Origin of the sequence: Peribacillus muralis (assembly GCF_001439925.1) — a bacterium.
GTDB classification, from domain to species: Bacteria; Bacillota; Bacilli; order Bacillales; family DSM-1321; genus Peribacillus; species Peribacillus muralis.
On the sequence record NZ_LMBV01000006.1, the window covers coordinates 69,977 to 90,263 of the forward strand.

18 protein-coding genes are annotated in these 20,287 nt (G+C 42.8%); 1 reads left to right on the forward strand and 17 read right to left on the reverse strand.

Annotated elements, in window-relative coordinates; translation table 11 throughout:
• Positions 1 to 99: 99 nt before the first annotated feature.
• From ASU00_RS10165 to ASU00_RS10185, 5 genes are all read right to left on the reverse strand, one after another.
• Positions 100 to 1,059, reverse strand: a complete 960-nt coding sequence (locus ASU00_RS10165; protein ID WP_152983730.1) for an ABC transporter permease — start codon at positions 1,057 to 1,059, stop codon at positions 100 to 102.
• Complete coding sequence (locus tag ASU00_RS10170) at positions 1,060 to 2,103, reverse strand: ABC transporter permease (RefSeq protein WP_057913354.1); 1,044 nt, start codon at positions 2,101 to 2,103, stop codon at positions 1,060 to 1,062.
• On the reverse strand, positions 2,096 to 3,631 hold the full coding sequence (locus ASU00_RS10175; protein ID WP_057913355.1) for an ABC transporter ATP-binding protein: 1,536 nt from the start codon (positions 3,629 to 3,631) through the stop codon (positions 2,096 to 2,098). The genes ASU00_RS10170 and ASU00_RS10175 overlap by 8 nt, the downstream gene beginning before the upstream one ends.
• Before the next feature lie 214 nt (positions 3,632 to 3,845).
• The gene (locus tag ASU00_RS10180) at positions 3,846 to 4,937 is read right to left on the reverse strand and encodes a BMP family lipoprotein (protein WP_057913356.1); all 1,092 of its coding nucleotides are present in this window, start codon (positions 4,935 to 4,937) and stop codon (positions 3,846 to 3,848) included.
• 153 nt (positions 4,938 to 5,090) lie between these two features.
• Entirely contained in the window at positions 5,091 to 5,816 is a 726-nt protein-coding gene (locus ASU00_RS10185; protein ID WP_057913357.1) for a GntR family transcriptional regulator, read from the reverse strand.
• 311 nt (positions 5,817 to 6,127) lie between these two features.
• On the opposite strand from ASU00_RS10185, the gene ASU00_RS10190 reads away from it, so the two are divergent.
• Positions 6,128 to 6,427: a DUF6509 family protein gene (locus tag ASU00_RS10190; RefSeq protein WP_057913507.1), complete on the forward strand. Its 300-nt coding sequence runs from the start codon at positions 6,128 to 6,130 to the stop codon at positions 6,425 to 6,427.
• 32 nt (positions 6,428 to 6,459) lie between these two features.
• Here ASU00_RS10190 and ASU00_RS10195 read toward each other — a convergent pair whose 3' ends face one another.
• The 12 genes from ASU00_RS10195 to ASU00_RS10250 all read right to left on the reverse strand — a co-directional run bounded on the left by ASU00_RS10195 (position 6,460) and on the right by ASU00_RS10250 (position 20,186).
• Positions 6,460 to 8,796 (reverse strand): DNA translocase FtsK, encoded by a 2,337-nt coding sequence (locus ASU00_RS10195; RefSeq protein WP_057913358.1) that lies wholly within the window; start codon positions 8,794 to 8,796, stop codon positions 6,460 to 6,462.
• 232 nt (positions 8,797 to 9,028) lie between these two features.
• Positions 9,029 to 9,256, reverse strand: a complete 228-nt coding sequence (locus tag ASU00_RS10200) for a YlzJ-like family protein (RefSeq protein ID WP_057913359.1) — start codon at positions 9,254 to 9,256, stop codon at positions 9,029 to 9,031.
• Complete coding sequence (locus ASU00_RS10205) at positions 9,253 to 9,999, reverse strand: ClpP family protease (protein WP_057913360.1); 747 nt, start codon at positions 9,997 to 9,999, stop codon at positions 9,253 to 9,255. Before ASU00_RS10205 ends, ASU00_RS10200 begins: the two co-directional genes overlap by 4 nt.
• Before the next feature lie 128 nt (positions 10,000 to 10,127).
• A complete protein-coding gene (locus tag ASU00_RS10210) occupies positions 10,128 to 11,798 on the reverse strand; it encodes a ribonuclease J (protein ID WP_057913361.1) in 1,671 nt (556 codons plus the stop codon).
• Positions 11,799 to 12,282: 484 nt separating this feature from the next.
• Positions 12,283 to 13,152, reverse strand: coding sequence for a 4-hydroxy-tetrahydrodipicolinate synthase (gene dapA, locus ASU00_RS10215; RefSeq protein ID WP_057913362.1), 870 nt, complete (start codon positions 13,150 to 13,152; stop codon positions 12,283 to 12,285).
• Positions 13,153 to 13,183: 31 nt separating this feature from the next.
• Positions 13,184 to 14,410 (reverse strand): aspartate kinase, encoded by a 1,227-nt coding sequence (dapG, locus tag ASU00_RS10220; protein ID WP_057913363.1) that lies wholly within the window; start codon positions 14,408 to 14,410, stop codon positions 13,184 to 13,186.
• Positions 14,411 to 14,513: 103 nt separating this feature from the next.
• A complete protein-coding gene (gene asd / locus ASU00_RS10225; RefSeq protein ID WP_057913364.1) occupies positions 14,514 to 15,569 on the reverse strand; it encodes an aspartate-semialdehyde dehydrogenase in 1,056 nt (351 codons plus the stop codon).
• Between the two features lie 216 nt (positions 15,570 to 15,785).
• Entirely contained in the window at positions 15,786 to 16,388 is a 603-nt protein-coding gene (locus tag ASU00_RS10230) for a dipicolinate synthase subunit B (RefSeq protein ID WP_057913365.1), read from the reverse strand.
• Positions 16,385 to 17,287 carry a dipicolinic acid synthetase subunit A gene (gene dpaA, locus ASU00_RS10235; RefSeq protein ID WP_057913366.1) on the reverse strand — a complete coding sequence of 301 codons (903 nt, stop codon included), beginning with the start codon at positions 17,285 to 17,287 and terminating at the stop codon, positions 16,385 to 16,387. The genes ASU00_RS10230 and dpaA overlap by 4 nt, the downstream gene beginning before the upstream one ends.
• A 233-nt stretch (positions 17,288 to 17,520) precedes the next feature.
• Positions 17,521 to 17,787, reverse strand: coding sequence for a YlmC/YmxH family sporulation protein (locus ASU00_RS10240; protein ID WP_057913367.1), 267 nt, complete (start codon positions 17,785 to 17,787; stop codon positions 17,521 to 17,523).
• Between the two features lie 167 nt (positions 17,788 to 17,954).
• Positions 17,955 to 19,181, reverse strand: coding sequence for a M16 family metallopeptidase (locus ASU00_RS10245; RefSeq protein WP_057913368.1), 1,227 nt, complete (start codon positions 19,179 to 19,181; stop codon positions 17,955 to 17,957).
• Between the two features lie 45 nt (positions 19,182 to 19,226).
• Complete coding sequence (locus tag ASU00_RS10250; protein ID WP_057913369.1) at positions 19,227 to 20,186, reverse strand: polysaccharide deacetylase family protein; 960 nt, start codon at positions 20,184 to 20,186, stop codon at positions 19,227 to 19,229.
• Positions 20,187 to 20,287 lie beyond the last annotated feature (101 nt).

Genomic DNA, 20,287 nt, shown 5'->3' on the forward strand with positions numbered 1-20,287 from the left:
TTTTAGGTTTTCACCAGGAGTTCATCAGCTATGGTCTAATCTTATGCTTCTATCCTAAGAAAAAACCGGTCAGCATAGTTAACTGACCGGTTGCATCATTTATCTTTTTCCTTTGATATAAGGCTGTCCCGATGCTTTTGGAGCATCTGCACGTCCAATGAATCCAGTTAGGGCAATGATTGTCAATACATAAGGGGCAATCAAAAGGTAAACCGATGGTATATCCTTGAAAAAAGGAAGGCTCGAGCCAACGATGCTTAAGCTTTGAGCTAAACCAAAGAATAACGCAGCCCCCATCGCTCCAATTGGATGCCACTTACCGAATATCATCGCGGCAATGGCCATGAATCCTTGACCATTGATGGTCGCATGGTTGAATTCATTCGAAAAGATGGTTGCATAAATCGCTCCGCCGATACCGCCGAACGCACCTGACAATAAGACGGCAGCATAACGGATTTTCGTAACATTTACACCCATCGTATCAGCTGCCATAGGATGCTCTCCAACTGCACGAACTCTTAAACCAAATGGAGTTTTATATAGTACATACCAAACGACAAAAGATATCAAGATCGCTATATAGACGATATAATACCCATTTGCGAAAAAGATGGGTCCTATAAATGGAATATCACTTAAAAGCGGAACATCAATCCTTGGGAATGTTTCTGTGATTCTATCTGTTTGTCCTTTGTCGAAAATCAGCTTAACTAAAAACATGGTTAAACCTACTGCCAAAAGGTTGATGGCGACACCGCTGACCGTTTGATCCGCCCTGAACGTTATGCAAGCCACTGCATGGAGGATGGAAAATAACAAACCAGCTATCATTGCTGCTATGACAGCAAGCCATGGTGTCCATTCGCCAAACACATCTGCCAACATTAAGTTGAAAACGATCCCTGTAAAGGCACCTATTACCATTAATCCTTCCAAACCAATGTTTATAACACCTGCGCGTTCAGAAAACACTCCTCCAAGTGAAGTAAATATAAGTGGAGCAGCTAGAGCAATCATTGATGGAATAATAATTTGTAATACTTGGTAGAAATCCACTTATTTCACCCCTTTCTTAAAACGAGCGGCAATCCAACGAATAAAATAACTGGACGCAACGAAGAAAATAATCAACGCTATGACAATATCTACAATTTCACTTGGTATGCCAGTTTCCAGAGGCATATTTAAAGCCCCTGCTTTCAATCCGCCAAATAATAAGGCAGCTAAAACAACGCCAATAGCTGTATTCGCCCCAAGTAGAGCTACTGCAATTCCGTCAAAGCCCATACCTGTGAACCCACCTTTGACAGCGGCATAACCGAAAGTCCCAAGACCCTCCATGGCACCTGCAAGACCTGCAAATGCACCGGAAATAACCATGGAAAGGATAATGTTCTTATTAACACTCATCCCTGCATATTCGGACGCATGCTGATTGAATCCAACCGCTTTCAGCTCGAAGCCCGTTTTTGTCCTTTCAAGTATGAACCACATGATGATTACACAAATAATAGCTACCACTATTCCCCAATGCATCCGTGAAAAATCCGTGATGCTTTCAAAGAAAGGAGAGCGCAGTGATGCTGTATCAGCGATTCTTTCTGTTTTATCCAGCTTGTCTGTCAATACGTTCCGAATCAAATAATTCGTTACATGCAAAGCTGTATAATTCAACATGATGGAAACGATAACTTCATGTACACGGAATTTGGCCTTTAAATAACCAGGAATGAATGCCCATAACGCTCCGGCAACCGCCCCAGCTAGAATGGCCAAAGGCAAATGGATGATCCTCGGAAGGTCAAAAGCGATGCCTACCCATACCGCCGCAAGCCAGCCGACGATTAATTGCCCTTCAACACCGATATTGAATAACCCTGTACGAAAAGCAAAGGCCACCGCCAAACCTGCGAGGATATAAGGAATGATTGTCCTGACTGATTCCCCGACATAATATGAATCCCCGACAATGCCTCCAATCATGGAGCCATAGCCTGCAATAGGGTCATAGCCACTTGCCAACATGATTATAGCTCCGACCACTAGGCCAAGGATAACCGCTATTAACGGACTGGTTAATTTAGATAAATGCTTAGACATGTTGTTTTCCACCTGCTTCCGTCCGTTTACTGCCAGCCATAAGAAGACCTAGTTCCTGTTCAGTCGTTTCTTTTGGATTGACAATGGCGACGATTTCACCTTCATATATAACAGCAATTTTATCGCTTACATTCATGATTTCTTCCAATTCAAATGATATGAGGAGTACCGCTTTTCCTGCATCACGCTGTTCAATCAGGCGTTTATGGATAAACTCGATTGCTCCTACATCAAGTCCGCGTGTAGGCTGTGCGGCGATCAATAGATCCGGGTTTCTATCAACCTCACGTCCTATGATAGCTTTTTGCTGATTTCCGCCAGAAAGCGCTCGTGCAGGAGTATACTCACTTGGTGTTCGAACATCGTAACTTTTGATCAAGGACCGGGCTTTTTCAAATATTTTCTTTGAATTCAAAATACCAGCTTTGGAGAATGGCTTTTGATAATACGTTTGCAAGACAATATTCTCCCCAACACTATAATCAAGGACCAAGCCATGCTTATGTCTGTCCTCTGGAATATGCCCAACGCCAGCTTCCGTTATTTTCCTAGGTTTAAGGTTCCTTATTTCTTTTCCATTAAGCTTAATGGAACCTGTCGTCGACTTTCTTAGACCAGCCAATGCTTCAATCAATTCAGATTGTCCATTGCCATCCACACCAGCAATTCCAACGATTTCTCCAGCACGGACAGTTAAATCCAGATTCTTAACAGCTGAAACGCCTCGAGCATCCTTGACTTCAAGTTCCCTAACTTCTAGTACTACATCTGTAGGAGAGGCTGCCGTTTTTTCCGTTTTAAAAAGAACCTCCCTGCCGACCATCAAGCTCGCCAATTCGTTAGGATTCGTTTCGTTGACATTCACTGTTCCAATTCCTTGCCCTTTGCGAATAACCGTTACCCTGTCACACACCTCCATGATTTCCTTAAGTTTGTGTGTAATTAAAATGATGGATTTACCCTCTTTAATAAGGGCCTTCATGATAAAAATCAATTCCTTTATTTCTTGAGGAGTCAGCACAGCAGTCGGTTCATCAAAAATCAAGATCTCCGCACCACGGTAAAGCGTTTTTAGAATTTCGACACGTTGCTGCATCCCTATCGAAATATCGGAGATTTTTGCATAAGGGTCGACGCTTAGCTGATATTGTTCTGATAGTTTCCTAACTTCCTCACTTGCTTCTTTTAAATCGATTTTTCCCGCTTTCGACGTTTCTTTCCCTAGTATTATATTTTCCGTTACGGTAAATGGGTCAACAAGCATAAAATGCTGATGAACCATTCCAATTCCTAAGTCGTTCGCAATGTTTGGACTGGTAATCTTGACGGGGCTACCATTCACGCGGATTTCTCCCTGCTCTGGCTGGTATAAACCGAATAATACATTCATCAAAGTGGATTTACCCGCGCCATTTTCACCCAATAATGCGTGAATCTCCCCTTTTTTCACCTGAAGGGTAACGTTATCATTTGCGACGATGCCTGGAAATTCCTTACGGATATTGAGCATCTCAATTACATATTCCACGTATTATCAACTCCTAAAATGAGTGTAAATATTTTTTTGATAAAGTGCTGATCTCTTACTCTATTGATTTTTTTTAAAAAAAACCAAATGAAAAACTACGATTTATTCCATCATAGTTTTTCATTCGACATTTTTACTGGACCAAGAGCTTTATTTAGGAAAAGAAAGAATAGAGTGCAATTCTGCCACCCTATTCTTTGTTAAGTACTGCGATTTATAAATCAAGCTTTTTGAATTCTTCATCCGTACCTGGTACGACGAATTCACCTGATTTAATTTTTTCTGTCCATTCTTCAACCGCTTTCAAAGATTCTTCAGTAACATTATCTTTTGTTTCAGAAATGCCTACACCATTTTCTTCGATACCGTACTCAATAACTTTTCCACCTGGGAATTGTCCTTCTTTCGCTTTTTCGGAAAGGTCTTTAACTGCAACATCAACACGTTTTAGCATAGACGTTAGTGTGATGTTATCGTCCGTTCCTGGAACTGCTCCTAATTTAGCTTGGTCGCTATCTACACCGATAACATAGATTTCTCTTTTTGGATCTTTTTGTTTTTGCTCAACAGCTTCAGTAAATACGCCTTTTCCAGTTCCGCCGGCAGCATGATAAATGATGTCAATGCCAGAAGAGTACATGGAGCCTGCAGTTGATTTACCAATATCTGCTTTATTGAAATCACCGGCATATTTAACTTCCACTTTAGCATCAGGATTTACAGATAAAACCCCAGCCTTAAAGCCGATTTCGAATTTCTTAATTAATTCGGATTCAACTCCACCGATAAAACCGACTTTGTTTGTTTTAGTTTGTAATCCGGCAATTACACCAACAAGGAATGAACCTTGCTGCTCTTTAAAATTAATACTCGCAACATTCTTCTTGTCAACGACTGTATCCACTATCGCAAAGTTTGAATCCGGACGTTGATCGGCCACTTCTCCTACAGCTTCAGCTAAAAGGAAACCGATACCATAGATAAGTTTGTAATCTTCACGTACAAGCGTATTCAGGTTTTTAGCGTAGTCCGCATCCGATTTAGATTGCAGATAGTTAAATCCATCCTTACCTTTTTCTAAGCTATTGTCCTTACCGAATTCCTGAAGTCCCTTCCAAGCCGATTGGTTGAACGACTCGTCATCCACTCCGCCGGTATCAGTTACCATGGCAACAGTGAAGTTGTCTTTCTTGTCTTTACCATTCGAAGATTCTTTATCATCATTCTCTGAATTACCACATGCTCCCAATAGCGTTCCAGCTGCAAGAACAAGTGAAAGAGCTAGGCCTAATTTTCGCTTTTTCAATTTTTATCCCCCTAATATCGATAGTGTGTAGAGTAGAAATGTTCTGAAAAGTCATTCATGTTCGCGTTTTCACTTCTCGTAAATTTTTTTTGCACGTACGCTTGTTTTTATACAAGCGTTTGCATTCTTCCGCATGGAAAGAGAGTTAATGGATTACACTCGTTTACGGAGAACATGAAAACTGAACATATTGGCTTTAAAGTAGTTTACGGAATACAGGATCGGCTGGTCCCAATCATCAAGATGCATCTGCTTTAAAACGAGTAGTGCTGCTTCTGGAGAGCATTTTAGGATAGGAGAAACTTTCTCGTGATATCCAATTGGCTCAATCTCTGCTACCGCATGCGTAATTTTTCGATTTGCATCTCTTTCCAAAATATCGAAAAGCGACTCATCGTTACGGTCGAAATTTTCTGATAGTATCGATTCAGGAATTTTGTCGACACAGTAGATTACCGGCTCTCCATTCGCCGTCCTAACTCGTTCGATGATCATGATACGCTCATCTGGTGAGCAAGAAAACCTGCGTATATCATCCTCCGTAGGTTCAAGAGCCGTCAAGCTTAAGAAGATCGTACCAGGTTTCATCCCTGCCTCTTCAATCATGGAAGTGACACTTTTTAATTGCTCGATACCTGAAGTGAAACGAGGTTTTGGATTGACAAAAGTACCAACTCCATGGCGGCGAATGATGATGTTTTCTTCTTCTAATATTCGCAGCGCTTCCCGAAGTGTCGCCCTACTCACGCCCAGTTTTTTTGCAAGATCGAATTCAGAAGGGAATTTTTCATTTTCCTGATAGACTCCTGCTTCAATGTCCTGCTTCAGGTAATCAATGACCTGCAAATATAAATGTCGACTATCTGATTTTATTGACATACAGTTTCCCCCAGCTAATTTCTTAAGACATCAGACCTCTGATGTTGAATCATTCCTACTAATCGAAAATAATATAACATTTTTTTTCATATAAATAAATAGTGTTTTACTATTTCGCAGAAAAGAATTTAGGAGGAATTACCCTCCTCTGTGTCTTTCAATCTAGTAAACTCAACGGAAATTGCACGATTATTCTCCTAAATCAGAACAAAAAAAATTTTTGAAATGCTAACCGATTGCAGCAAGCTTTCTTTTCAAGCTGTCGTTTTCCTGTATAATAGGGTTATCTTCTTTGAAGGGATGTACACATGATGTTAAACATAACAGAATATAGTTTCGAAAAATTGAATGACCCATTCGGCATCTTATCCGGAGAGCGTTACGAGTTGTTCTTGGATATCGAAGTGGCGGAAGATGATGAGCTCTTTTCAGAAAATGGGTTATATGTCAGGGTGCTATTTGTCATTGAAGAACAAGTAGGCAAACTGATTAAATATGATATTTTTGAAAAAGGGACTGAAGGCGCGCTCGATTTCGATTTAGAGGAAGATGAAGAAGCGATGATCACCGACTTTTGCCTTACACATTTGGACGAAGCGATGAATAACTAAAAAAAACCGGGCAGCTGCCCGGTTTTTTTTAGTTATGATAAATGCGCTTCATCCTGTTCATCTCTTGACACCAATACATTCCGTGGTTTACTGCCTTCATAAGGACCGACGATTCCTCTTGCTTCCATTTCATCGATCAGCCTCGCTGCCCGTGTGTAGCCAATTCGGAAACGGCGCTGAAGCATGGAAACGGATGCGGTTTGCATTTCCAAGATCAATGCCACGGCATCGTCATATAAACTGTCGTCGACTTCGCCGTTTGAGGTTTCCGTAATTTCATCCGGTATCATTTCTTCGTTATACTGGGCTTTTTGCTGTGAAATGACATAGGTGACAACTTCCTCGACTTCATGATCCGATAAGAATGCGCCTTGGACCCGCACAGGTTTTGAAGCCCCCGCAGGCAAGAATAGCATATCGCCCCTGCCTAACAGTTTTTCGGCACCGCCCATGTCGAGGATCGTTCTTGAATCGGTCATCGATGAGACACTAAAAGCTATTCTTGATGGAATGTTCGCTTTAATGACCCCTGTAATTACATCTACGGATGGCCGCTGAGTGGCGATGATCAAATGGATGCCGGCAGCCCGTGCCATTTGTGCCAGCCGTGTGATGGCATCTTCTACATCGTTTGAGGCAACCATCATTAAATCCGCCAGCTCGTCAACAATGACGACGATATATGGCAGAAGTGGCTGCTTGGCATCTTCCTCGATATTATACCGATTGATATAATCGTTATAGCCTTCAATATTACGCGTACCGGAATGTGAAAATAGCTCATAGCGACGTTCCATTTCACTGACGACCTTTTGTAAGGCCTGTGCCGCTTTCTTTGGATTCGTCACAACTGGCGCTAGTAAATGGGGAATGCCATTATAGACATTAAGCTCCACCATTTTCGGATCGATCATCATCATTTTCACTTCATGCGGTTTTGCCCGCATCAGTATACTGGTGATAATGCCGTTGATACAAACGGATTTACCGCTACCTGTCGCTCCTGCCACTAGTAAATGGGGCATTTTGTTGAGCTCTGCCTTAACCGCTTCACCAGAAATATTCCGCCCTAGGCCTATTTGCAGTTTTGCATCAGGCTTGTCTACTTCTTTCGCCTCCAAAACTTCCCTTAATGAGACCATCGCCACTTCGGAGTTGGGTACCTCTATTCCAATGGCCGATTTACCTGGTATCGGTGCCTCGATCCGGATGTCCTTCGCAGCTAGTGCTAAGGCCAAGTCATCTGATAGGCTGACGATTTTGCTTACCTTCACCCCTACATCGGGATGGACCTCATATTTAGTTACCGCTGGACCTAAATGTACTTGCGTTACCCTCGCTTTGACCCCAAAGCTATGGAAGGTGCGTTCAAGTTTTGCCGCATTTTCATGAATCAGTTTGTATTCTCCGCTTTGATCCGTTTTTTTAGGCTGCAATAATAAGGAAAGCGGGGGCAGCAGATATTCTTTATTTTCCACTTCGGTAAAATTCATAGGCAAAACGGCATCATCCTGCTCCTCGGAAGTTTCAGGAACCGGTGCCGCTACCGGAGCGATTGGAGCTTCCGTTTCATCGTCTCCATAGGCTTTATCAGCAAAGCTGGAGATGATTCGTTCCGTTGCCATCTGCGGTGTTTCCTCTTCTTGATGAAGGGGCTGATCGTTTTCAGCCACGGGCTCTTTTTCGCTTTTCTTTCTTTTCTGCGGATTTTTTTTCTTTTCTTTTTTCTCTTCATTCCATGTTTTCATGTCATCTCTGAATGCCGACCATTGCGTATTGATAAAGCCGCCAAGACCCAAGAAAAACCTTCCGAGGGTTTCACCCAAGGTTTTCCCGGTCAATAATACAACGCCAGTGACGATGAAAAGGAAGGATACGATTTTCGAGCCAGCTTCATCAAATAAAAAGTAAGAAGCCGCAAATAATATCGCTCCAATCATGCCGCCTCCCAAATCCCTCGTACTCACATCCCCAGTTACTTCCATCCAGAATAATTCCCATGTATTCGAAATGACGCTAGGCTTCGTGAATGGGCCTCCATCCGCCAAGTTGTTGAATAGCGTCACATGGCTGAGCAGTAGCATGCTTGCAGCAAGGAAGTACAAACCGATGAACTGCCTTTTTAACAGGTAAGGGACTTCCCTTTTGACCATTAAATAAAACCCAGCGGCAATGGCAGCCAACAACAAAAGGATGTACCATTCCCCCATAAAGAAGCGAATTAAAAAGACCGTCCCATTTCCCACGGCTCCAAGCTTGGCAATGGCAATGATGGCCAAGCCAATTAAAGTCAAGCCACTCAATTCATATTTAAGCGTTAGTTTTAACTTATCCGTACTTTTGTTTTTTCTTCGTTTTTTCTTTGCCATCATATCACCTGATTCTTCATGAAACTATTCTAACTTTCCTATTCAACATGACATCGCGATTTCCCTTCATGAAACAAACGTTCGCTGAGTTATTATACCAAAAAAAGATGACCTTGTCCCTGTATGTACCATTTAGAATGAAAGACAGTTAGCTCCTATACTGAATAAAGCAGCCAAATGGCTGCCGATTTCAATCCAGTATATCATAATTACCGATTATTAGCTGTTTTCACTAGCGATTCATGTGCTCGAACACGCTAATGACAGCCCCAGGATGGATATTTGCGTTCATATAATCTGCAGGATCGGTGCTCACAATCCGATCGATGCGGAATGACCGTCCACCATCATGTTCAACCATAACATGCACACCATTATAAATCATTTCTATTAAATTCGCCGTCTTTTCATGGTGATGTGGAAAGATGATTTCTTCAGGGACGATTGTATAGAGCGTCATTGCAGAAGCCCCTCCTCTTCACCTGCTATTTTTGGCCTTCTTTCTTCCATGAAGCTATATAGTTTCCTCATGGCCTGACCTACACCTCCAACATCATCGATCATGCCGACTTCGACTGCCTCTGCACCGATTACATTCGTACCGATATCACGGGTTAGATTTCCTTTGGCAAACATTAAATCCTTGAAACTTTCCTCCGTAACATTGGAGTGCCTTGTTACGAACTTGATGACTCTTTCCTGCATTTTATCCAAGTATTCAAAGGTTTGGGGAACCCCGATGACAAGGCCTGTCAGACGAATCGGATGAATGGTCATCGTCGCTGTTTCGGCTATATAGGAATGGTCACACGAAACGGCAATCGGCACTCCGATCGAATGCCCTCCCCCCAGTACGATCGAAACCGACGGCTTGGACAGGGAAGCAAGCATCTCTGCAATCGCCAAACCTGCTTCAACATCTCCTCCCACTGTATTTAAAATGACTAGCAGTCCCTCGATATTCGGATTTTGCTCAATTGCGACGATTTGTGGGATAACATGCTCGTATTTGGTCGTTTTATTTTGAGGAGGCAGCTGCATATGTCCTTCAATTTGTCCAATGATCGTCAAACAATGGATTTTTGAGTCCTGTGATAGTTGCGGGACATTCGTAGCCCCCAGCTGCTGGATCTTTTCGATTAAAGTTGAATTCTTCCCTTCCTGCCGGCCTTCATTTTCATTTGGTAATGGTGCATTATCCACGATGCCAACCCCTTTCTCTTTTAGCCTATAGCTTTATTATGTCTCGAGTCTTCGACTTCATTCTTCAAGATATATGAGGTTGGACAAACGGAAGACCCCCCCTGATGGTGATATCAGGGGGGGCTTGATTAATATTCCATGATGATCGGCAAAATCATTGGACGACGTTTCGTTTTTTCGTAAAAGAATTGATTCAAGGCATCACGCATTTCCTGTTTCAGCGTAGACCAATCGAACGGTTGGCGCGATCCATTTTTCTTGACGATTTCACTTACGATTTCAGTTGCTTCCGCGATCATTTTTTCTGATTCACGAACATAAACGAATCCCCTTGAAATGATTTCAGGACCAGCGGCAATACTTTTGTCTTGACGGTTCAAGGTTACGACTACAATCAAAATGCCATCCTGGGATAACAAGCGACGATCACGGAGAACGATATTGCCAACATCGCCAACACCGCTGCCATCTATCAGGATGTTTCCTGCCGGGACTTTGCCGGATAGGGCCATTTTATTTCCCTTCAGTTCGATGACATCACCTTTTTCGGCAATTACGATATTCTCCCGTTTAATTCCTGCTGCAATTCCGACTTTTTGATGTGCATATAAATGGCGGTATTCACCATGTACCGGGATGAAGAATTTAGGATTCATCAGGTTGATCATCATTTTCAGTTCTTCCTGACTCCCATGTCCCGTTACGTGCACCTTATATTTATTGGCAGATACGACTTCGGCACCTACCCTGTATAGCAAATCAACCGTTTTCGATAAAATCAGTTCGCCACCTTGTAGGGGGGAAGCACTAATTAAAACGGTGTCACCTTTTTTGATCGTTACCTGCTTATGAGTTTGTTTCGCCATCTTTTGGAGCGCCGCAATCGGTTCTCCTTGATGCCCTGTCGATAAGACGACGATTTCACGGTCGTCATACTGGCTAATTTCGTTAATTGGGATTATTAGCTCGTCTTGTACCTTCAAATAACCAAGATTCAGTGCTGTTTCATAAACGCGTTGAAGGCTTTTCCCTACAACGGCCACTTTCCTGCGACTTGCTGCTGCCGCATTGAAAACATGTTGAATTCGGTTGATGTTCGAAGCGAAGCACGCAACGATGATCCTGCCCCGGGAAGCAAGGAAAGCTTCAGTAATGTCTCTGGCCACAACGGCTTCTGACGGCGTATAACCTGGCCTCTCAGCACCCGTACTATCCGATAGCAAGCATAGGACCCCTTCTTCCCCAATACTAGCCATTTTTCCGATCTCCGGTTTATACAGATCGGTTGCCGCTTGGTCGAATTTGAAATCCCCTGTATATACGATTGCGCCTTCACGTGTATGGATTACCACTCCGACGGAATCGGGGATACTATGGTTAGTCCGGAAAAAAGACACGGCTGCTTGAGGGAAGCTTAACAGAGAATCGGAATCGATCTCGGTAAACGTTGCCCTTCCATTAAAGCCATCTTCCTTTAATTTCGTTTTGATCAGTGCAAGAGTTAGCTTCGTTCCATAGACGGGAACCGGTAAAAATTTCAAAACATATGCAAGCGCTCCCATATGGTCTTCATGGCCATGGGTAATGAATATGCCCTGGACCCGTTCTTTATTATCCATCAAATAAGAAATATCTGGAATAACCGCATCGATACCGAGCATTTCTCCTTCCGGTAGCATCAAACCTGCATCAAGCAGGTATATGTCTTCGTTCACCTCAACAACGTACATGTTTTTACCAAGTTCCCCTTGTCCTCCAAGAGAAATGACTTTTATGCCATTATGTTTATCTTTAACCAATCGAATATCCTCCTTAAAAAATCCCGTTCATAGTTTCCCAATGCTTTCATTATAACCGAAGATCAAAAAACATGACAGCACTTACCATTTTCAGCGTTTTTTTCATCCATTTCCTATTAAAAGAGCGGTACCGATATGTATCACTAATGCGCTTACAATAAACTGGTCATGAAAACCCATGCTTTCACCTGCTGAGGTGAGGGAGTTGTCATTTATACGCATGTTTATGTAAAAACAAGCCAATCTCCAACGATCAGCTTGTTCCGTGATTCTTTATTTTTGGCTGTTTTCGCATTACTTTGGCTTTAATGCGGTGTGGTTGATTTCCGCCTACAATGCTTCTTAGCTTTACAGAGGGGGGGCGGTGAGCCACCTCGGCATGAACGCCCGTGTTAAGGTCTCACCTGTCCCGATGCTCCGACAGAAGTATCGAATTCCGCTTAAATCTTTCGTTTTAAATCCAACAATCTTTACGAAAAGAGCCTTATTTTTTTAAAACAGAAGCTAAAGCCAGTCGTTCCTGCTCAGTCAAGGGCACGATCGGCAGCCTTACAGAGCCTACATCAATTCCCTTTAACTGAAGTGCTGTCTTGACAGGTGCCGGACTTGGAGCGGCAAACATGCCTTTTATAAGCGGTAACAGTTCCTGATGCAGCCTAGCTGCCTCTTTCAAATTCCCGCTGATGAATGCTTCCACTATTTTCTGTAACTCATTGCCAGCAACATGGGATGCAACTGAAACTACACCTACACCACCTATAGCAAGTACAGGGAGAGTTAAAGCATCGTCCCCGCTGTATAATTCGAAATCATCGTCCGTTCCAGCTATGATCTCGGTCATCGCGTTTAAATCCCCGCTCGCTTCCTTGACCGCTAATATATTAGGAATTCTTGAAAGGCGAATGATCGTTTCCGATTCAATGTTAACCGAAGCACGCCCGGGGATATTGTATATCATTACTGGCAGTGTCGTACTCGCTGCGATCGCTTTAAAATGTTGGTAAAGGCCTTCTTGATTCGTTTTACTATAATAAGGGGCCACGAGCATGATTGCATCCGCGCCGTTTTGTTCTGCTTTTTTTGTCAACTCAATGGAAGCATACGTATTGTTGCTTCCTGTACCCATGATGATGGGCACTCGCTTTTCCACAACTTTGGAGACATGGCGCAATAAAGCGATTTTCTCCTCCGAAGATAAAGTCGGGGATTCACCCGTCGTTCCTGAAAGCACAAGCGAATCGGTTCCATTCGCCAGTAAGTAATTGACCAGTGAGGTCGTTTTTTGAAAATCGATATTTCCCTTGCTATCGAAAGGGGTGACCATTGCGGTTGATACTCTACCAAATATCATCATCTAACACCTCTTTATAAAACTTTTTTATGGATTATTGGTTTTCACTTTCATGCAATTGAAATGCGTAATGAAGTGAATTAACAGCTTCTATCAAATCTTCTTCCTTGACCAGGACCCAGATCGTCGTATGGCTGTCAGCTGACTGAAGAATGGCAATTTCCTTTTCCGAAAGTGCCGTAACGATCTTCGCTGCAACACCTGGCACTCCATTGATGCCTGCACCGACGACGGATACTTTTGCACAATTTCGTTCAATGACCGGTTCATGACCAAGCTCGGCCAAAATGGAAAGAGCCAGTTCCGTCATTTCTTCCGAAACGGTATATACGACACCGCTTGGATAAATATTTATGAAGTCCACTGAAATCGAGGCATTCGCCATTGCCTTGAAAACCTCGGCTTGCAAATTATATTGATCTTTTTTTGCGCGCACCTTGATTTGTGTGATTTTCGGAACATGGGCAATCCCTGTTACGAGCCTCTCACGGATATCACTGCCTTGGCTTCCTTTATTCACACTTGTAACAAGTGTACCTAAGCCTTCGCTGTAAGTCGACCTAATTCGGATCGGCACTTTTGCCTGCATCGCAATTTCAACAGCACGTGGATGAATCACCTTGGCTCCTTGATAGGCCATGTTGCAAACTTCCGTATATGAAACGAGCGATAATGGACGAGCAAGATCTGCAATGCGAGGATCAGCGGTCATGATCCCTTCCACATCCGTAAATATATCCACCCTTTCAGCTTGCAAAGCCGCCCCCAATGCTGCTGCTGATGTATCACTACCACCACGGCCGATGGTCGTAATGTCCCCATTTTTTGCCGCCCCTTGGAACCCTGCTACGACGACAACATCCTTCAGCTCCAATTCTTTCATGAGACGGTCACATTTCATTTCCATGATTTTCGCACTTGAATAGTCGGTATTCGTCAAGAACCCTGCCTGGGCACCAGTATATGCGACGGCATCAATACCGTGTTCTAAAAGCATATTGGTGAATACGACGGAAGATATCGTTTCACCCACCGACATAAGGAGATCCTGTTCACGTTTCGAAAGACTTGCTTTCGAGCCATTGACTAGAGAAAGTAATGTGTCCGTTGCATAGGGATCGCCCTTTCTCCCCATCGCTGAAACCACAACGATCACTTTATAGCCTTCTTTAATTGCCTTTTCTATATGCCCTTTCGCAAATGAACGGCTTTTTTCATCACGAACGGATGTCCCACCGTACTTCTGGACAATGATTTTCATAATATGCACCCCAAATATAAGCCAGCTTCCCAACTTCGGGAAGCTGACAAAAACTCTCTATTCTGTTGGATATCACTTTTTACGAATGTTTAAGAATGAATTATTACTTGACGGTCACTAAACCTAATTTTAAAAGACTTTCAGCAATCTGAACGGAGTTCCAAGCTGCTCCTTTTAATAGATTATCGGAAACCACCCATAAATGGAAGCCTTTATCTTCATCCAAATCCTTGCGAATCCGGCCGACGAATACGTCATTTTTTCCGACGGATGAAGCAGGCGTTGGATAAATTTGTTGTTCAGGTTCATCCTCCAGTACTACTCCAGGAGCCATTTTCATCAAATCTTTGATTTGAGAAGCTGACACTCCTTCTTTTTCCACTTCAATATAAACGGATTCCGAATGACCTGTTACAACAGGGAGCCTTACACAGGTTGCCGCTACCGGAAGATCATTGATATGCATGATTTTTTTTGTTTCATTGATCATTTTCATCTCTTCAAACGTAAACCCATTATCTTGGAATTTATCGATTTGAGGGATGACGTTAAATGCGATTTGATAATGCTTTTCGTCACCCTTAACCGGTAAAATTTTCGGTTCTATCTCTTTGCCATCAAGCAAGTCGCGCGCTTGATCTTTTAATTCATTGATTGCAGCAGCACCTGCTCCTGAAACGGCCTGATACGTGGAGACCACAATTTTTGATAAGCCATAGGTCTGGCGGATAGGCTCTAATGCCACGACCATTTGGATCGTTGAGCAATTCGGGTTTGCAATGATTCCATTATGCTGTCTCAAGTCAGCTTCGTTTACTTCAGGCACGACCAGCGGCACATTTTCATCCATGCGGAATGCACTCGTGTTATCCACTACTATCGCTCCGCGTTTCACTGCTTCTGGAGCCAATTCCTTAGACACGCTACCTCCAGCACTGAATAAAGCGATGTCAATGCCTTCAAAGCTTTCAGGTTTTGCTTCCTGCACTTCGATTTCTTCGCCCTTAAACGTAAGTTTGGTTCCTGCGGAACGAGCCGATGATAAAAAGATGATTTTCTTGATTGGTAAGTCCCGTTGTTCGAGTGTTGAAATCATTTGTTGTCCCACTGCTCCAGTTGCTCCCACAACTGCAATATGCAATCCCTGTGTCTCAGCCATTTGTTCATACTCCTTTTCTATCTCTAAAAATTAGTTTATTTGTTGGTATACTTCTACTTGCTCAGAATATCATTTATTTTATCACATTAACATTCCAAAAGGGTCGGACTTTAACAAAATATTCTGGTAGTGTAATGTTTTTTAAGACTTTCCACACGGAAAAATCATGCATGAAAATCAGTTATCAGAAAGCGGGAGCGTATCAGGACACAGGTTTTAGTTTAAATCATCCTTGAACCTTTCAACGATGACTGGTTGAATTTGTTCACTTTCGAGTGCCGATATGATCGTATCCCTGATCATGCTCATCCTGGCAACCATCGAGCTCGGCTTACCTATTGGATTATCCTGACCATAAGGAACGAAATAAATATCTTTTGCTGCCATCAGCCTCATGAGATTGACGCCATTTAACCCGAGTGCATCGTTCGTGGATATCGCGACCACAACCGGACGGTGGTTTCTCATCGTCGCTTTTGCAGCCATAAGTACGGGTGAGTCGGTTAGGGCATTTGCCATTTTGCTCATTGAGTTACCTGTCAAAGGAGCGATTACCATGCAATCAAGGGGCAACTTTGGCCCTAATGGTTCTGCTTTGACGATTGTATCAACGACACGATTCCCCGTCAATTTTTCAATTCTTTCAACCCAATCATCGCCTTTTCCAAACCGTGTTTCCGTATTCTGTACAGTCGATGTTACGATTGGAATGACTTCTGCCCCTTCATTCACAAGCTTTTCAATTTCAGGAAACACTTCATCATATGTGCAATGCGACCCTGTCAATCCAAAACCAATCCGTTTCCCTTGGAGACTCATATCATTTTCCCCTTCCTTTTCCTGTACTCATCAGAAATCAATACTCCCAGAGCGTTCGCCAATATCTGACCAGCAGTTTTCGGAGCCACTATACCCGGTAAACTCGGTGCCAATAGTGCCTTAATCCCTCTTTTTTCAGCATAACGAAAATCCGTCCCCCCTGGTTTTGAAGCAAGGTCGATGATTAATGTATGAACGGGCATATTTGCAATAACGCTTGCTGTAATGATCGGAAAAGGAATCGTATTGATACAAATATCAGCATTTTTCATTTCTGCAGCTAGATCATTTAAATGGAACGGAGTTAGTGCCATTTCTCTGACCCTAGCGATATCTTCACTTTTTCTTGCCCCTACCTTCACTTTTGCTCCGAGAGCATGAAATGACCTGGCCACACTCATGCCGACCCTGCCCAAACCAAGAACGGCCACATTCGATCCATGGATCGTAAAGTCAGTATGTTGGATGGCCATCATGATTGCACCCTCCACAGTAGGAATTGAATTATAAATGGCTACATCATCACGTTCGAACAAGAGAACGAGTTTGCGATCCGCTTTCTGAAATAATTCATTGAGGTAATTATTGCTGATTCCTGCATAAAAAACGCAGTGTGCTGGGGTATCTTTTATCATTTCTTCAGTCAAGACGACCTCTTCGCTGGAAAAGATCGTTTCCACTTTGCCATCAGTATCCGTGCCCCGGACAGGCAGAATTACTGAATCTATTTCCTTGAAATTTATATCTTCCATTTTTTCCTTAACCGCTCCGGTAAAAGCATGGTCGAGCTGTTCAAAACCAACTAATAATAGCTTCGCATCAAGCTCCGTCAGTTTACGGACAACTTCAAGCTGACGCGCATCTCCACCAATTACAGCGATTTGCATACCTGTGAGCATTAAAACCGTCACCTTCTTCATTTAAAAGATCCTAAACATTCCTCACCTCATGATGCATTCCCCTCAAGAAGCAATTTAAGTTTATGCGACATTCTCTAGTTACCCTGCCATCTTATGTTTTTACTTGAAAAACGGTGATAAGAAAAGAAAAAACGCCTTAGCTATCGGCAGCTTAGGCGTTTTTTGATCGTTCATTTGAAGCTGTAAAAGAGATTATCGACCGTAACTTTGCATTACCCGTCCATATTCTCCCCACCTTTCGAAAGCCCTTCCTGAAAATCGATGATGACCATATCCGTGCCGATTTTTTTTATATGGTCCCACGGTACGCGGATTTCACTGCCATTCCTTAAAAGGCCGAACCATTTGACCGATGGGATGATCAACGTGGTAATTTGTCCAGTTTCGTCTATTTCCAGATCCGTTTGTCCGAGGATCCCTAATCGCTCGGCCCTGTTCACATCGACTATCTCCTTACCACTCAATTCACTTAATCTCACTACTAGCTCCCCCTTTTTCACCTTATAATCCATCTATATCCTGATAAAGGTAAACTTAGAAGGCTTTTCCTAAATAATCCATAACTCTAATCCCTTTTAGTTTCACGATTTTTCACAAAAAAAGCCTGATCTTCCATTTCAAAAGGAAGATCAGACGCGTATGGTTTTTATTTGTCCCAGTTTTCCAACGGGCTCACCAATGACAAGGAATGTTGCGTAAAGATTTGGTTAGCCAACTCATTGACGGTACCTTCTGTCACTTCGTCAATCTTGATGATGATATCATCAAGTGAACGGTGCTCACCTAACATGAGCTCATTTTTACCATTTCGGCTCATGCGGCTATTCGTGCTTTCAAGACTTAGCATCAAGCTACCTTTAAGTTGCTCTTTACTATTGCGCAGTTCCTTTTCGGTTATGCCATCCCTTTTTAACGTATCGAGCGTTTCCTGGATGGTTTCATACAGGCTGTCAAGTTGGTTTGTACCTGTCCCGCCATAGACTGTAACCAAACCGCTATCTTGGTAGCTGGAGTGGTAGGAGTATACGGAATAGGCAAGGCCGCGTTGCTCCCTGACGTCCTGGAATAGACGGCTGCTCATGCTTCCGCCAAGAATGTTATTCAAGGTAATCAAGCTGTATGTTTTATCATTGCCGATTTCCAATCCTTTGTACCCCAGGCATAAGTGGGCTTGTTCCGTTTCTTTTTTTCGAGTGATCTTATTTTCATGAAAAGCTGGCTTGACCAATTCAGGACGATGTTTCCCTCCTTGATAAGAACCAAAGTAGCTTTCCACTTCAGAAATCAACTTTTCATCGACATTCCCGGCAATCGAGATTACCACCTTGTCAGGTGTATACATATCATGGACGTATTTCTTTAATGTCTCACTTGTGAAAGTTTCAAGCGTTTCTTCTGTACCAAGGATAGGATACCCAAGTGGGTGTTTTTCATATACCGCCTGGCTTAAGAGATCATGGACAATATCATCCGGTGTATCTTCATACATTTTAATCTCTTCGTAGACGACATTTTTTTCTTTTTTCAACTCTTCCTCATCAAAGTTTGAATTGAAGAACATATCTGCAAGAATTTCAAGCGCATAGCTAGCATGATTATCCATCACTTTTGCATAATAGCATGTGTATTCTTTTGAAGTGAATGCATTCACCTGACCGCCTACGCTATCGAACGACTCGGCAATTTCTCGTGCATTCCTTGTTGTAGTCCCTTTGAAAAACATGTGCTCCAAAAAATGTGAAACTCCATTCAACTCGGGTGTTTCATTTCGGGAACCGGTTTTAATCCATACTCCGATGGCTGCCGAGCGTACTGTCGGAATATTTTCCAATACGATTCTTACTCCATTTTGACACGTGTATTTCTTAATCAACTAACATTCCTCCCAATCATTCTATGCTGCTCACGTACCCATCCATTATGGGTTCAATCGCTTTTCATCTACTGCTTCTGAAACGGTAACAACATCCAAGTCTTTCTTTTTTATTTCAATAATTAACGCTTCCAATGATTTTGCGGTAGATTCCGTAGGATGCATCAAGACGAATGCCCCAGGGTGAATCTTGGAAAGCACTCTTTGTTGAAGGACTTCAGGACTTGGCTTTTGCCAGTCGATCGTATCGACGCTCCACATCACGGTCTCCATACCGAAAGAATCTGCGATTTGCACCGTTTCGTCCCGGTAACTGCCGCTTGGCGGGGCGAACCATTTCATTTTCAAGCCTGTCACCGCTTCTATCACTTCGTTCGTTTTTCGAAGTTCTTCACGTGTGGCCTGTGCGGATATATTCTGCATATTGGGGTGTGAATAGGAGTGATTGCCAATTTCATGGCCTCCATCCTTAATCATCTTGGCCAATTCCGGATTTTTCTTTGTCCAATTACCTTCCAGGAAAAAAGTGGCCTTGACGTTATTCTTTTTTAATACAGCCAGCATATCCTGTAAGTATTCATTTCCCCAAGCCACATTGATTAAAAATGAAACCACCGGTTTTTCAGGATGGGCCCGGTAAATCGGAGCGGGATCGAGGTCCTTTAAATGTACATTCGCGGGAACCTGCTCAAAAACCAGTTTATCCTCATTGAACCCGCCCGCCTTCTTCATGGCTTTATACGAATCATCAATATTGATTTTAAGGCCATTATAGGCAGGAACGGTTTTCCAAACCGAATCTATTCGTGCATCCTGTGGCGGAACCTCATATTTTTTTGTTGAATCTTTTATTTGTAAAAGAAGTCCATCTTCTTGCTTCATTGAAGCAACCGAATCATCCGTTAATTGGGCCAAATAAAGCTGTGTATATGGATTTTGCACTAATAACCATGATATACCTGCAATGGCACTTATCGCAACTATCTGCTTCCATTTATTATTCATTTTTTACGCCCCCTTCATACCAAAATGTATGAAGAAAACGGACAAGGTAGAACATGTCATCCTTTTAATACGAATTCCCCTGAATCGGCTCGATGCTTTTC

Excerpts from the sequence above, each read along its gene's own strand:
- asd (WP_057913364.1), bottom strand. The coding sequence starts at position 15,569 with ATGGCTGAGACACAGGGATTGCATATTGCAGTTGTGGGAGCAACTGGA.
- ASU00_RS10200 (WP_057913359.1), bottom strand. The coding sequence starts at position 9,256 with ATGACGCTCTATACAATCGTCCCTGAAGAAATCATCTTTCCACATCAC.
- dpaA (WP_057913366.1), bottom strand. The coding sequence starts at position 17,287 with ATGCTCACAGGTATGCAAATCGCTGTAATTGGTGGAGATGCGCGTCAG.
- ASU00_RS10230 (WP_057913365.1), bottom strand. The coding sequence starts at position 16,388 with ATGAGTCTCCAAGGGAAACGGATTGGTTTTGGATTGACAGGGTCGCAT.
- ASU00_RS10170 (WP_057913354.1), bottom strand. The coding sequence starts at position 2,103 with ATGTCTAAGCATTTATCTAAATTAACCAGTCCGTTAATAGCGGTTATC.
- dapG (WP_057913363.1), bottom strand. The coding sequence starts at position 14,410 with ATGAAAATCATTGTCCAGAAGTACGGTGGGACATCCGTTCGTGATGAA.
- dapA (WP_057913362.1), bottom strand. The coding sequence starts at position 13,152 with ATGATGATATTTGGTAGAGTATCAACCGCAATGGTCACCCCTTTCGAT.
- ASU00_RS10195 (WP_057913358.1), bottom strand. The coding sequence starts at position 8,796 with ATGGCAAAGAAAAAACGAAGAAAAAACAAAAGTACGGATAAGTTAAAA.
- ASU00_RS10190 (WP_057913507.1), top strand. The coding sequence starts at position 6,128 with ATGTTAAACATAACAGAATATAGTTTCGAAAAATTGAATGACCCATTC.
- ASU00_RS10185 (WP_057913357.1), bottom strand. The coding sequence starts at position 5,816 with ATGTCAATAAAATCAGATAGTCGACATTTATATTTGCAGGTCATTGAT.
- ASU00_RS10250 (WP_057913369.1), bottom strand. The coding sequence starts at position 20,186 with ATGAATAATAAATGGAAGCAGATAGTTGCGATAAGTGCCATTGCAGGT.